Source organism: Serratia sp. 22264 (assembly GCF_052045345.1).
Taxonomy (GTDB): Bacteria; Pseudomonadota; Gammaproteobacteria; order Enterobacterales; family Enterobacteriaceae; genus Serratia; species Serratia plymuthica.
Genome location: NZ_JBQEOY010000001.1, coordinates 2,020,415 through 2,034,491, shown reverse-complemented (window position 1 = coordinate 2,034,491; position 14,077 = coordinate 2,020,415). Strand labels below are relative to the sequence as shown.

Sequence of the window (14,077 nt, the reverse complement as noted above, 5' to 3'; positions counted from 1 at the left end):
AACGCATCGAGGGCTGTCAAATCTTTGCTTGTGTAATTTTATTGTTATATATCAATTGCTTATTTATCTTATTTTCATGTTTGATAATAAGAATTTTTTCTTTTTTTATCAGTTGCGATATCCGATAGTCACATTGAGTTAACATGGAACCGGTTCTTTGTTAAGGAAACAGGCGTTATAACAACGAGTTGATGTAGCTATATGTGCTATTCCACAAAATGTGAGAAATGTCAGAGAGTGATTAATTGGTTTCTCTGAACTGTTTTGTCCATTGTGGCTAGTATGGTGCCGAAGAGGGGCGATTAGGGGACAATGCGCCGGGCCTGCTGCTTGCCGTCTGTTGGTAGCAATAACAATAAAAGCAGGACGCCGCAAGGGGCGCCCTTAAACTCTGTGATTAAAGCGCTTCAGGCAGGCAGTGCCGCATCGATTCCAGCGCCAGGAGGATATCTTCTTCTTCCGTCATCCAATTGACCAATGCGGCGCGGATCCCGGGTTGTCCGTTATAATGCGTGGGGGTGCAGCGCACTATGCCATGTCGATCGAGCCGGGCGATAAAGCGATCCCGTGCGGCCGCGGCATCCCCTTCAACGTTACTGAGAGCGAAACACACCACGTTCAAATTGACCGGCGCCAGCAGATGAAAACCCTCGCTGGCATCCAACCCTGCGCCCAACCGGCGCGCCAACTGGATATTACGCTCAACCATGTCTTGCATGCCGCTGCGGCCATAGGCCTTAAGCGCCATCCATAACGGCAGGGCGCGGAAACGCCGTGAGTTTTCCGGCGTCAGGTGCAGGTAGTCGTCCGGGCGCAACGTCGGCGCTTCCATATAGACCGAATGGTTTTGGAAAACCTGCATCTGCAGTTCTAAATGACGGGTGAATTGAATGGCGCTGTCATAGGGCACATTCAACCATTTATGTGCGTCAACGGTGATTGAATCCGCTTGCTCCCAGCCGGTCAACAGCGGGGAGTAGTGCGGTGAACAGGCGGCGACACCGCCAAACGCGGCATCAACGTGCAACCAGAACGGGTAGCGCTCGCGCAGTGCCAGCAGGCGCGGCAAATCGTCGAAGATCACTGTGTTGACCGTGCCGGCGCTGGCCAGCACGATGACAGGCGCGCCATTGCTGGCGGCCAGGTGCCGTTCCAGCGCTGCGGTGTCCATGGCTTCGGAATCCGGCAGGCAATCGACGATTTTCAGCGCATCGCGGCCGATCCCGAGCATGCTGAGTGCCTTCACGCTGCTGGAATGGGCATTCGCCGACAGCACCTGTATTGGGCCTAATGCCGCCAATCCCTGTTCGGCGACATCAATTCCTCGTTGTTGCCCCAGCCACTGGCGGCCAATAGCGATGCCGACAAAGTTGGCCATGGTCGCCCCGCTGACAAAGCTGCCGCTAAATGCTTTCGGTAAACCGAGCAACGACTTCAATTGCTCAATAGTGGCCAGCTCAATCGCTGCGGCCACGGTGTCGTGGCTCAGTAGGCTGTTTTGGTCTATGGCACTAACCAGCCAATCCGCCGCCAGCGCGGCCGGAGTAGCGCCGCCGGTGACAAAGCCAAAATAACGCGGCCCGGCGCTGCCTGAGAGGCCCTCGGCATAGCGTAACCAGAAATCCTCCAGCGTCGCCAAAGCGCCGTTGCCACTGTCCGCCAGTTGGTCGTCGCCCAACTGCAGCTGTTGGGCCTCAAGAGGAGGGTAAACCGGGCGCTGTTTCAACCCGGCAAGAAACCCCTCTGCCAACTGGCGGGTCCGGTCGAGTATCTGTGGAAATTGGTCAAGATCCTGTTGTAAGCGAGGGTGCATCTATGGCTCCGGAGAGAAGAGGATAAGGGTGATACCTTAGACCATTTGCTTTAGTGCGAAAATCGATGAAAAATGACCCTTTTGGATAGCTGGACTAACCAATGCTTAATGAGCGTGTTCCTTTGCATACCCTGCCGACTTTTGTGATTGCCGCCAAACTGGAGAATTTGCGCGCCACCGCGCAGCAGGTACATCTGACCCACGGAGCGGTTAGTCAACAGATCCAGCAGCTCGAACAGGCGATCGGCTGCCCGTTGTTTGAACGACACGGGCGCGGGTTGCGTTTGAACGCCGCCGGCCTCGAACTGTTGGCGGTGGCGGAACCGGCGCTACAGGCGCTGCAACAGGGGATTGGCCGCGTCAGGCGTATTGCGCAAAGCCACAGGCTGCACATCAGCGTACTGCCTTCCTTCGCACACTATTGGTTAATGCCGCGACTGCCCGCTTTCCGCGAGGCCTGCGCCGGCATTGCGCTGGATATCGACGCTTCTCTGGCGGTGCAGGATCTGTCGCGTAAGGGGTTTGATGCGGCTATCCGTATTGGGGAGGGCCAATGGCCGAACTTGCAGGCACAGCGTATCGCTTCCGGAGAGGTGGTACCGGTGGCCACCCCTGAGTTGGCGCGACAGTGGCAGGCGGCATTCGACAAGGGGTCACCGCGCACGCCGCTGCTGGAGCATGATGTTACGCCGTGGCGCAGGTGGTTCGCGGCGCACCAACGGGGGGAGTGCGGCCAGCAAATGGCGTTGTTCAATGACGCCGGTTTGCTGATCCGTGCGGCCGAGCAGGGATTCGGCATTGCGCTGGTGAAAAGGCTGCTGGTCAGTGATGCCCTGGCGGAGGGGCGGCTGGTGGCGCTGGCCGAGGCCAGGCATCTGGATAATGGCGATTTTTACCTGGTTTGGCCACAGACCGCAGGATTGACGCCGGCGGTCGAAGAGTTATTACACTGGTTACAACGCCAACTGACCTGAATCAGCGACGCAGCCACTCCGGCTGAGAAGTGCCCAGAGCGGTAGCGGGCAGGGCCCATTGCAGCGCAGTCCCGTTCAGATGCAGCGGGGCGCAAAGGCGCAGCGCAGCACCCCAATGGGTCAACTCGGTTTCCGGGTTTTCATCGGCCTCGGTGACCGGTGCCAGCGGCTTTGACAGGTGCTCCAGTGGATAAGGATTATCGAACAGCATCTGTGCGGTGCGGGCCAGGGAAAGCCGTGCACTGTAACCGGTGCCGCGCGCCAGCCGCTCGCGCATGCCATGCAGCACCGCCGTCGCCATCAGGTAACCGGTAGCGTGGTCCAGTGCCTGTACCGGCAATGGCACCGGCATGGCGGCGTTTTTCCACGTCATACCTGATGCCGCCAACCCGCAACTCATTTGCACCAGGCTATCGAAACCGCGCCGCCCACGCCACGGGCCGCTCCAGCCGTAAGCGTTCAGACAGACGTCGATCAACCCCGGTGACAACGTACGCCGTTGTTCCGCGCCATAGCCCAATTTTTCCAGCGCGCCGGCGCGGTAGCCATGAACGATGACATCGGCGTTTTGCAGTAGATGCTCAAAGGTGTGGCGATCGTGGGCGTTATTCAGATTCAGGCGCGCGCAGCGTTTGCCGAGGAGCACTTCATGCTCGACTCCGGGTTCATCCCAACCGTAGGGATCGATACGCAATACGTCTGCACCCAACCCGGCCAGAAAGCGGGTGGCGATCGGTCCGGCGATAATCCGCGTCAGATCCAACACCCGCACGCCGTGCAGCGGTCTGGCGGCCGGCAACGTCCAGGCAGGGGGCGGGGCTTCAGGTTGCCGCGTTTGATGGATTAACGGCTCTTGTGCGACGCTTTTGCCCTGAATATGCTGCCGCCACGCCTCGACAGAACGCATTTCCGCCGCACAGCCACCGGCCTCTATCACCGCCTGTTCCAATTCGCTTTTTTGCCACTCCAGCACCCGTTGCGCCAGCGTGCCTTTATCCTGATGCGGCCCCAGCACCTGCTCTACCGCTTTGCGGTGATGCGGCGCATTGGTATGCAGACGGATCCAGCCGTCGCGAGTGGCATAATCGCCCGCCAGCGCATCCCAGGCGGCAGGCAGTTGCCACCCCAACGGCCGTAAGGTCCAACCGAACCACAGCGAAGCCAGCCGACGATCGACCAATGCCTGCTGCATACCGCCTTTGCTTTGTTGCAACAGCCCGGCGCAGGCCAGGCCGGCGGCGCCCCAACAGGCCGTAGCCAGTTCGGTCACCGGGAATGCGCTGGCCAGTTCGCCTTCGCCGCTGACCGCCAATTGGCTCACAGGAGGAGGGGTGTGGCTCAGGCTTTGCCAGATTTCTTCGAGCAGCTTTTGGGTAAGGGTAGGCATCAGTAAACTCCATCGTTGCCGATCGGGGGACTGAGCCTAGCGTAGTTCACCCCGGCCGGAGTTGCTATTGCGTGATGTTCAGGGTGCGACCGTCCGCCAGTTTGGCACGCAGGCTATGGGCGGCAATGCCCTCGAACGGCTGGTTGCCAAAGTTGGCGGTCAACGTTGAGCCGTCGCTGAAGGTGGTTTGCTGTACCCAACCCGCCGTATCCAGCCAGCGGAAGTCCGTCAGCGCCTTATCCCACAACGCCTGATGCAGCGGGCGGAACGCCGCATCGCTCCGTTTGATCTCCGGCAGACGTGCCTGCAGGGTGGCACGGCTGAGGTGGAACATCGGCGCGGTGTTGTACAACTGGCTGAGCAGGCTGCGAAGGGTTTTGACATCGCTGAACTTCAGGTTGTCGTAATTCCAGTGGTGGCTGCTGATAATCGCATCGTGAAATACCGCCTGATAAAGCGGCAGGCGATAGCGCGGGTCAAACTCCACCGTTCGGTAGGGTTCTTTTACCTTGGCCGGGCTGAAGAAAAAGGCCGGTTGCGCGTTTGGCCACCAGGCACCCAGATAGTAGGGCGAGGATTTATCCTGATTCATTTGCTTATCACCCCAGCCGAAGCCCCAGGTTTCCATGCCGTGGGCAAACATGATGTGGCGGGCGGTCACCGCATTGCCATCCTCAGAACCAAGCGGCAGTTTTAGCGTGTCGCTGAACCAGGCCAGCCGCGCGTTGCGTGCCTGCGCCATTTGCGCAGCGCCGGTAGGGTGATTGGGCTGATAGTCATCAGACACCATTCCTGTGCCGTCAACGTCAAGGAACAGGCTGTTCAGCCCGGCCAGTTGTACCAGGCTGCGCATGCGCTGTTGGGAATAGGGCAGTACGCAACCGGGATTCAGGTAGTAGCCTTGCTTGCCGAAACCGGGTTTTTTAGTGCCGTCGGCGCGTACGATGGCGCAGTCTTCACGCAGCGCTGCCGGCAACTGGGCCGTCAGCCAGCTGTCGTTGACTCCGCGGGGAATCGCCGTGTCGTAAGAGTCGTAACTGGCGATGAGATAGCCCAATGTCTTGGCGCTCTCCACCGCCTGCGGATGCAGAAACTCGGCGGTCCAATTATCGGTGCCCAACCACAGGCGCGGCAACCCGGCCTGATGCAGCGCCTCGATCAGTGGTTTTGCCAACCCCTGGCCCCAGCTATCTGCCGGTGCCAGATAGGCGCCAAGCTGCCGCTGCGCCAGTTCACGCAGGCTGGCGGCCTGCCGATGTTGCGCTTCCAGGAAGTCAGGATCATCCGGCGTAGCGTTGAGCGGCGTCAGCGCGACCAGCGCCTGGTTCAGGGCGTCGATCAGCGTCAGTTGTTGCCAGCTTTCCGGCGTTTTTCCCGCCAGTTGGCGTAGTGTTTGCTGGTTTTCGGCATCCATTTTTTGCCGCAGCGCTTCGCCAGGTGGGGAGGTAAGCCAGGACAGCAAGCCCGGCCAGTTTTTCACGTCAGCGGGTGCCAGCAGTTTATCGCCCCACAGATAGATATGCGTGGCGCCAATCAGTTTTTCGCCCTCCGGGGCCGAGCGGATTTTATCGCGAAGACTGCTGAACTGGCCGCTTTGCTGCAAATACTGGCGATAACGACGCGCGCCGGATAATGGCGTTTCACCCACATGCAGCAACACGTCGAAAGTCTGTTGCTGATTAAAACGGTTGAACTGGTGGCTACTAAGCATGCTGAATACGCTCTTTGCGTTGGCAAAGTTGACCTGATTGCTGAACGGCGTAAGCAGCAGCCAGCTATACACCTTGCCTTGCTGCTCCAGGCTCCACAATGGCAACTTCAGATCCCAGTTGGTATCCAGCGGCGTCATTTCCTTAACCAGATACTGCTGCCAGACGGCATTATCCAGCGGGATACGGCTGCCTTCACCTATTGGCAACAACAGGGTGTCGGCCTGCTGTGGCAGGGTGAACCAATTCAACGTCTGCGCCCGGTGGGTGTTGAAGCCAAGACGCAGATCGCCGTCCTCAAGCCTTGCGGACACCTGCATGGCGCTGTCCGGCCATTGCCAACGGGCCTGCGTTGGTGTGCTTTGCAGATCGGCCACGGCTTGCGCGGCCTGAGCCTGGTTGACGATGGTTTTGCCTGCTGTGATTTGCAGCGTGGCCGGGTCGATATCAAAACGGGCCGCTCCCTGTTGCAGTAACAGGGCGTCGGCGGGGACGGCGGCAAACAGGGCGAAACTGATGGAAAGGCGAAGCATGTTCATCGGATTGGCTGTCCTTCGGGGATTAATGTCCTGTTGAGACGCTAGTCTATAGATAATAAGCACATCACCCAAAGCCAATGCGGCAGATTGCGTTGCGCGTCAAATAAATGGCGTTATGCAGTTTAATTTCCGTTTAATAAATTCGCCTTTACATCATTACTCTGCGTCACTATACTCAGCCAAAATTTCAGTGAGGAAACACAATTGGACAGTTTTAGTTGTAGCGATATAAATAAGGCAAGCTGACCAATCCTCTTCTGATTTGTTGCTTGCCGAAAACGGCGGGCAGCACCCCTCTCTTTTTATTCCGAGCTGTGCAAACCCGAATCTCATTGTTGTACCTGAGGCCCAATGGCATCAGGCGAATTGATTTGGACGTTATTATGGTGATTTGCAGCCACAGCCTTTTCCCTCCAGGCACTGACGCGTTCGTTCGCTAATATATTATTGGCGTAATTTCGCGTGTGCTAAAAAGCACATGATTTTATCTCCTGCAGTTTATTAAGGGGACAGTCATGGCTATGACTCCTTTTGTTTTAAATCTATTACTGGCGATGAGCCTGGGCGCGGTTATTGGCGCTGAGCGGCAGTGGCGTCAGCGTATGGCCGGCCTGCGCACCAATGCGCTGGTGGCCACCGGTGCGGCGGTGTTTATCCTCAGCTCCATGTCCACCGATCCTTCCAGCGCCGGGCGAGTTGCCGCGCAGATTGTTTCCGGCATCGGCTTTCTGGGCGCCGGGGTGATCATGCGTGAAGGGCTGAATATCCGTGGCCTGAATACTGCCGCCACGCTGTGGTGCTCGGCGGCGATTGGCGTGCTGTGTGGCCTGGGGCAATACTGGAATGCGGTACTGGCGACACTGGTGATCCTGTGCGCGAATATTCTGCTGCGCGAAGCGGCGCAGCGCATCAATCTGCAACCTCAGCAGCAGGCGACCGACCTGGAACTGTGTTATCGCATTCAGGTTACCTGCGGCGAACAAGATGAAATACTGGTACGCACGCTGATATTGCAGGCGCTGAATGGCGTGGCACTAAGATTGCAATCTTTGCGCAGCGCCGATATATCCATTCCCGGCCAGCTTGAGGTTTGTGCCGAGATAACGGCCAATCCCGCAGCGCAAAAAGAAATCGAGGGTATTGTCTGCCGCGTCAGCCTGGAAAAAAGCGTGAGCGCCGTACGCTGGCGAGTAGCTTCTGAATTACCCGTTTAATTCTTCATTAATATTCACTTCATTTGGTGGTAAGGAGGCGTCATGGACGATGATCCCATAATATTGATTGTTCGACGTGATTGCCTGCGATTATAAATCCCGGCAATTACACTGATTAAATAAAATTCCACTCTGCGCTTATTCACCTGTTGATCAGGCGGGGTAACCCTGTGCGCAGAATAAGATAAGAGAATAGCGTTATGACCTATATTAATGACAACCTACGCCGTCGCGATAAAAAAGAGGCGCCTTACGCCATCGCGCAAGAAGCGAAAAACAGCGTCGCCCAGACGCTGGCAAATTTAAAATGCAACCGTAATGGCCTGACCCAGGACGACGCCGATGAACGCCTGGAGCAATTTGGCGTTAATCAGGTTGCCCATGAGAAAGCGCCGCACGCGCTGGTGCAGCTGATTGGCGCATTTAATAACCCATTTATCTTTGTTCTTATGGTGCTGGCTGCGATCAGTTTCTTTACCGATTACTGGTTGCCTCTCCGGCGCGGTGAAGAAACCGATCTCATTGGCGTGATCATCATACTGGTGATGGTTTCACTCAGCGGGCTGCTGCGTTTCTGGCAGGAATACCGGACCAACAAGGCAGCGGAAACGCTGAAATCGATGGTGCGCACTACCGCAACGGTATTACGTCGCAGCAGCTACAGCGCGCAGCCCTTGACGTTGGAAGTGGCAATTCGCGAACTGGTGCCGGGAGATATCATCCAGCTTTCCGCCGGGGACATGGTGCCGGCGGACGTGCGCCTGCTTGCTTCACGCGATCTGTTCATCAGCCAGGCGATCCTGACTGGGGAGGCAATCCCGATCGAGAAATACGATGCAATGGGTAACGTCAGCCAAAAATCGAGCGAGGAGGAAGTCTCCAGCGAGCATGCGCTGTTGGAACTGCCGAATATCTGCCTGATGGGCACCAACGTCGCCAGCGGCACCGCCACGGCGGTCGTGGTGGCGACCGGCGGGCGCACCTATTTTGGCTCGCTGGCCAAGTCGATCGTCGGCTCCCGTTCGCAAACGGCCTTCGATCGTGGGGTGAACAGCGTCAGTTGGCTGTTGATCCGCTTTATGCTGGTGATGGTGCCGATTGTGTTGCTGATCAACGGCTTTACCAAGGGCGACTGGAGCGAAGCGGCGCTGTTTGCTTTGGCGGTGGCGGTGGGATTGACGCCGGAGATGCTGCCGATGATCGTCAGTTCCAACCTGGCGAAGGGCGCGATTGCCATGTCACGGCGCAAAGTGGTGGTCAAGCGCCTCAATGCCATCCAGAACTTCGGTGCTATGGACGTGCTCTGTACGGATAAAACCGGCACCCTGACTCAGGATCGCATTATCCTCGAGCATCATCTGGACGCCGGCGGCGCCAAAGATAATGAGGTGTTGCACCTGGCGTGGTTGAACAGCGCCCACCAAAGCGGCATGAAAAATCTGATGGATCAGGCGGTGATCCGCTTCGGGCGCGGCAAGCCGGGCATCGAGGCGCTGGGGCGGTTTAGCAAGGTAGATGAGCTGCCGTTCGATTTTGTGCGCCGTCGTCTGTCGATCGTGGTGGCGGATGAAAATGGCCAACAGCGGTTGATTTGCAAAGGGGCGGTGGAGGAGATGCTGGATATCGCCACCCACGTGCGTGAGGGGCAGCAGACGCTGGTACTGGATGAGGCGCGGCGTGCGGCGCTGCAGGCGCTTGCCGCCCAGTATAATGAGGATGGATTCCGCGTGCTGGTGCTGGCGACGCGGGAGTTGGATGAGCAGAAAGGTCCCTTGCCGCTGAGCGTGGCCGATGAGCGCGATATGGTGATCCAGGGCGTCCTGACCTTCCTCGATCCGCCAAAGGAGAGCGCGCAGGAAGCCATAGCCGCACTACAGGAAAACGGCGTGGCGGTGAAGGTATTGACCGGCGATAACCCGGTGATCACCTGCAAGATTTGTCGCGATGTCGGGCTGGAGCCGGGCGAGCCGCTCTCCGGCCCGCAAATCGAACAGATGGACGATGAAACGCTGGCGCGTGAAGTGGAGCAACGCACGGTCTTTAGCAAACTGACACCGCTACAGAAATCGCGGGTGTTGAAGATGTTGCAGGCGAATGGCCATACCGTCGGGTTCCTCGGCGACGGTATTAACGATGCTCCGGCGTTGCGCGATGCGGACGTCGGCATCTCGGTGGATACCGGCACCGACATCGCCAAGGAGTCGGCAGACATCATTCTGCTGGAAAAAAATCTGATGGTGCTGGAAGAAGGGGTCATCAAAGGCCGTGAAACCTTCGGCAATATCATCAAATACCTGAACATGACGGCCAGCTCCAACTTCGGCAACGTATTTTCGGTGCTGGTGGCCAGTGCGTTCATCCCGTTTTTGCCGATGCTGGCGATCCACCTGTTGATTCAGAACCTGATGTACGATATTTCCCAGCTGTCGCTGCCGTGGGACAAGATGGACAAAGAGTTCCTGCGTAAGCCGCGCAAGTGGGATGCGAAGAACATCGGTCGCTTTATGCTGTGGATTGGGCCAACCTCATCCATTTTTGATATCACCACCTATGCGCTGATGTGGTTCGTCTTTGCCGCCAACAGCGTCGAGCATCAGGCATTGTTCCAGTCTGGCTGGTTTATTGAAGGGTTGTTGTCGCAAACGCTGGTGGTGCATATGTTGCGTACCCAGAAGATCCCGTTCATCCAAAGCACCGCCGCATTGCCGGTTCTGCTGACTACGGCGCTGGTAATGGCGTTGGGCATTTATCTGCCGTTCTCGCCGCTGGGTGCCTGGGTCGGTTTGCAGCCCTTGCCGTGGGAATACTTCCCGTGGCTGGCCGGCACGCTGGTCAGCTACTGCGTAGTAGCGCAGATGATGAAGCGTTTTTATATTCGCCGCTTCGGTGAGTGGCTGTAATTACCCTGACCGCCGGGCGCAATGCCTGGCGGTTATAATAATTTTTTTACCAGCAGGCCGAGCAAGATGGTCAGCGTAAAGGAAAACAGCGTGCCGAGCAGCACATACTCGGTACGCATTTTGTCATCGCTCTGTCGCAGGTCGCCAAAGCGAAAAATAGACTTTGCGGCCAGCAAAAAGCCGATCGCCGGAATTTGGCCGATCAGCACAAACGTCAGTATCAGCGTTCTTTCCAGGTAACCAATCTGCTTGCCTGCGCGTAACAGCGAATCGTTGTCGGCTTTGGCCGAGGGCGGCATTTGCGGCGTCCAGTGCGCCAGCAATTGCCCAATCAGTACGCCCATCGGCATGTAAATCACTAAATACGCCAGTAACACTAGCCCAAACTGCCCGCCGGTAGCGGCGGCGCCAAGCGTGGCTATCAGGTTGCGGGGTTCTGGCACCAGGCACAGCCACAGCAGAACAATCACCGTCAGATGCAGGCATTGATCGAGAAGAAAGCCGCCGGCCCGGCTGAGGTGGGCCAGGAGGGTGACTTTCAGCAGGTCGATAAAATAGTGGCTGATAGCGATAATCAGCAAAGTAGCCAGCGCCGCGGCGGCGGAGAGCCCGCCATGCAGCAGACCGAAACTCGCCACCGCACAGGCGGCCAATATACCGTGCAGCAAGGCATGCAACAGCAGGAAACGCGAACGCGCGCGACGGCGAATTTTATCCTCCACCCAACTGAGCGGTTGCAGCGGGAAATCGGCCAGCAAGTGTGCAATCAGCAACCAGGTCAGCAACGGCGCGTAGGTTAAATCCATCTTCAGGTGATCCTGTTAATCGCGTGAATAAATCGCATGATCTCCTCATAGGCTGCGCGTTTTAGCGTTGCGGAGACCGTGGACGCGGCTTTATGCAGTTTCTCGGCCACCTCCAGGTTGGTGGCGGCAAACATCCGCGTCTGCACTATCTGCGCCTCGGTCTGCGACAGACGGCCAATGACATGATCTAACATTGGCAACAGATCGCTGACAATGGCATTCGTCTCGGCATTGTCATTTTTCAGAGCCAGCCTGCAATTTTTATCCAGGCTGTCCAGCGCGTGGCCGGAATTCACAAAGGCGCTGGCATAACCGGCCGCTCGCTCCTGGCCATCTCCCAGACCCACCGCGATGCGGGCGTCCCACTGGCCGGCGTCCATTGCTTTGAGTGCGATACGGATATATGCCGCCAGCAGCAGGCCGGATTGCGATTCGGCCACCGCCTGGAAGCCATCGCCGCGGAAAATCTCGAACCGCTGTATAAGCTTGGCCTGTTGCAGCCGGTTGAGCAGGGCGTTTAGCCCGGTAATGTAATTTGCGGTGTCGAATTGCCGGGAGTTGACCAGATCGCCGGTGATTACGCTGAGTTGCGTTTGCATGCTTTTTTCTGCTCTGAAGCGATAATTTACCGTTAAAATTCGCACCTAAATACGAATATGTCAATTATTCGTATCTGAATGCGAATTTAGCGTTTATTCGCTTCTAAAGGCGAATTATTCGCGCAATTTAAGAACGTTATGGATCAGCGCAATAAGGGGTTTTTCCCTCCGCGCCAGAGCGACGCCGAGCAGGATCAGCCCGACCCCCAAGATCTGCGCACCGACCGGAGCGCCGCTGTCACGCAGGCGATCGATGATGACGCCCGCCAGCATTTGGCCGCTGATAATCAGCAGTGCGGCGCGCAGAGTGCCAAGGCGCGGCAGCACGTAACTGTTCAGCGCCACGAACAGCGCACCGATGACCCCGCCGAGGTAGGCCCCCCACGGGGCATGACCAAGCGGGAGGCCATTGAACCCGCCCCCCGTCGCCAGCAGCAGACTGAGGAACAAAAAACCGACGATGTGATTGCAGAGCGAGGCCTGGAAAGCGCCGCGACTCAACGCCAGGCGGCCGTTGACCGCGCGGCTGATGCTGATGCAGACGCCATTGAACAGCGCGAGGAGTACCAAGGTTAGCATGGCGGTTATCTCAGAAAAATAAGCAGGGCGCAGCCGGCGAGGATCAGCAGCGTGGCGATAATGTCGTTGGTGCGCAGGCGGCGTTGAATGACGCCAAACCAGCCGCGGCTGTCGGAGAGCATGCCGAACAACACCTGACCGGTAAGCATGAGCGCCAGGCTACCGGCAAGCGCCAGCGGGCTATTGACGGTGATGGCGGCCACTACCACGGTCAGGGCACCCGGAATACCGCCCAAATAGGCCCAGCGGGGGGGCGCCGTCGCAGGAGAGAGGGGCGTACGGCGGCGCAGCAGCAACAGCAGCAACAACCAGGCGGCGATTGCGCCAACGCCATGAGCCACCCAGGAAGCGAATAGCGGGCTGTTATAGCTCGCCAGTCCGCTGTTGACGCTGATCATCAGGGCCAGCAAAGCACCGGCGGTTAACGCCAGCAAAGGATCGGAGAAACGTCCGCGTATCATCATGTCAGGTTCCATTTTTACAGTGGCGAACAGCGTACATTGTTTTTGTTATCGTCATAATCCACTACAATGGAAACTCATTGTTGAGTAAAAGTTGACGATAAATGACCGATAATTTTGCGGCGATCCCGTTGTTTGTAGCGGTAGTGGAATGTGGCAGTTTTTCAGCGGCCGGCCAGCGGCTGGGCATTACCAAGTCTGCGGTAAGTAAACGCATTACCCAACTGGAAGGCTCGTTGGGCGTGCAGTTGCTGCATCGCACCACCCGCAGCCTGAGCCTGACCGAAGCGGGCGAGGAGTATTTTGGTTATGCGCGGAACGCCTGCGCGGTGGCGCAGGAAGGGGAAGACGCCATCACGCGATTGCAGGGGCAGCCGCAGGGCATTTTGCGGCTCAGCGTGCCGATGGTGTTCGGCCGTTTGCACGTTGCGCCGTTGATTCCGGTTTTTTTGGCCGCCTGCCCGGAGGTGGAAATCAATATGATGATGGACGATAAGCTGGTCGATCTGGTGGAGGGGGGTTATGACCTGGCGATCCGCATTGGCCGGCTTGCCGATTCGAGCCTGATTGCCCGGCGTATCGCGCCTTGTTACAGCGTATTGTGCGCTGCGCCGGCTTATCTGACGCGCTGCGGCACGCCAAAGGATCTGGCGCAGTTGGCGCAGCATAACTGCCTGTTTTACAGCTACTACCGTGCCGGCAGCGAATGGCAGTTTCAGGGGCCTGAAGGGGCGGTACGTTTTCAGCCGAGGGGGAATTACCAGGTGAATAACAGTGAGGCGCTACGTGAAGCGTTGCTCGCCGGCCTGGGTGTTTGTCAGATGCCGACCTTTATCGTCGGTGACGATCTTGCGCAGGGGCGGCTGATCGAACTGTTGCCGGATCACAAGCTGCCGGAACACGCGATTTATGCCGTGTACCCGGAACGCAAACACGTGCCGGCGAAAGTCATGGCCTTTGTCGATTTCCTGCTGGCGCACTTGGGTGGGGAACGGCCTTATTGGGACGTTCAACGTCAGACATGAAAGCGCATTGTCATTCAGCCGGGAATACGCACGCCTGTTTGGCATGCCACCGGCGAAGGCTGAGGTGGGGT

Annotated in this window: 11 protein-coding genes; 4 read left to right on the top strand and 7 right to left on the bottom strand. The window is 57.6% G+C overall.

The features are described 5' to 3' along the window. Positions 1-397: 397 nt before the first annotated feature. Positions 398-1,813 (bottom strand): pyridoxal phosphate-dependent decarboxylase family protein, encoded by a 1,416-nt coding sequence (locus ACTJJ1_RS09510; RefSeq protein ID WP_440833301.1) that lies wholly within the window; start codon positions 1,811-1,813, stop codon positions 398-400. Positions 1,814-1,914: 101 nt separating this feature from the next. On the opposite strand from ACTJJ1_RS09510, the gene ACTJJ1_RS09505 reads away from it, so the two are divergent. Beyond that, positions 1,915-2,787, top strand: coding sequence for a LysR substrate-binding domain-containing protein (locus ACTJJ1_RS09505; RefSeq protein WP_440833299.1), 873 nt, complete (start codon positions 1,915-1,917; stop codon positions 2,785-2,787). A 1-nt stretch (position 2,788) separates the two neighbouring features. On the opposite strand, the gene ACTJJ1_RS09500 is transcribed toward ACTJJ1_RS09505, so the two are convergent. Both ACTJJ1_RS09500 and ACTJJ1_RS09495 read right to left on the bottom strand, forming a co-directional pair. Next, positions 2,789-4,174 carry a CoA transferase gene (locus tag ACTJJ1_RS09500; protein WP_409442745.1) on the bottom strand — a complete coding sequence of 462 codons (1,386 nt, stop codon included), beginning with the start codon at positions 4,172-4,174 and terminating at the stop codon, positions 2,789-2,791. Between the two features lie 64 nt (positions 4,175-4,238). Beyond that, positions 4,239-6,422 carry a glycoside hydrolase gene (locus tag ACTJJ1_RS09495; protein ID WP_440833296.1) on the bottom strand — a complete coding sequence of 728 codons (2,184 nt, stop codon included), beginning with the start codon at positions 6,420-6,422 and terminating at the stop codon, positions 4,239-4,241. A gap of 515 nt (positions 6,423-6,937) precedes the next feature. On the opposite strand from ACTJJ1_RS09495, the gene ACTJJ1_RS09490 reads away from it, so the two are divergent. After that, positions 6,938-7,636: an MgtC family protein gene (locus ACTJJ1_RS09490; RefSeq protein ID WP_004946253.1), complete on the top strand. Its 699-nt coding sequence runs from the start codon at positions 6,938-6,940 to the stop codon at positions 7,634-7,636. A gap of 200 nt (positions 7,637-7,836) precedes the next feature. Beyond that, positions 7,837-10,536 carry a magnesium-translocating P-type ATPase gene (gene mgtA, locus ACTJJ1_RS09485; RefSeq protein ID WP_440833294.1) on the top strand — a complete coding sequence of 900 codons (2,700 nt, stop codon included), beginning with the start codon at positions 7,837-7,839 and terminating at the stop codon, positions 10,534-10,536. 32 nt (positions 10,537-10,568) lie between these two features. On the opposite strand, the gene ACTJJ1_RS09480 is transcribed toward mgtA, so the two are convergent. The 4 genes from ACTJJ1_RS09480 to ACTJJ1_RS09465 form a co-directional block, all read right to left on the bottom strand. Beyond that, on the bottom strand, positions 10,569-11,342 hold the full coding sequence (locus tag ACTJJ1_RS09480) for a DUF3307 domain-containing protein (RefSeq protein ID WP_004946245.1): 774 nt from the start codon (positions 11,340-11,342) through the stop codon (positions 10,569-10,571). 2 nt (positions 11,343-11,344) lie between these two features. Further along, the gene (locus ACTJJ1_RS09475; RefSeq protein ID WP_004946244.1) at positions 11,345-11,941 is read right to left on the bottom strand and encodes a hypothetical protein; all 597 of its coding nucleotides are present in this window, start codon (positions 11,939-11,941) and stop codon (positions 11,345-11,347) included. Between the two features lie 114 nt (positions 11,942-12,055). Next, positions 12,056-12,520 carry a DMT family transporter gene (locus ACTJJ1_RS09470; RefSeq protein ID WP_004946241.1) on the bottom strand — a complete coding sequence of 155 codons (465 nt, stop codon included), beginning with the start codon at positions 12,518-12,520 and terminating at the stop codon, positions 12,056-12,058. 5 nt (positions 12,521-12,525) lie between these two features. Continuing rightward, positions 12,526-12,984: a DMT family transporter gene (locus ACTJJ1_RS09465; protein ID WP_006326192.1), complete on the bottom strand. Its 459-nt coding sequence runs from the start codon at positions 12,982-12,984 to the stop codon at positions 12,526-12,528. A 101-nt stretch (positions 12,985-13,085) separates the two neighbouring features. Here ACTJJ1_RS09465 and ACTJJ1_RS09460 point away from each other — a divergent pair, with 101 nt between their 5' ends. After that, positions 13,086-14,006 (top strand): LysR family transcriptional regulator, encoded by a 921-nt coding sequence (locus ACTJJ1_RS09460; RefSeq protein WP_440833291.1) that lies wholly within the window; start codon positions 13,086-13,088, stop codon positions 14,004-14,006. Positions 14,007-14,077: the final 71 nt, after the last annotated feature.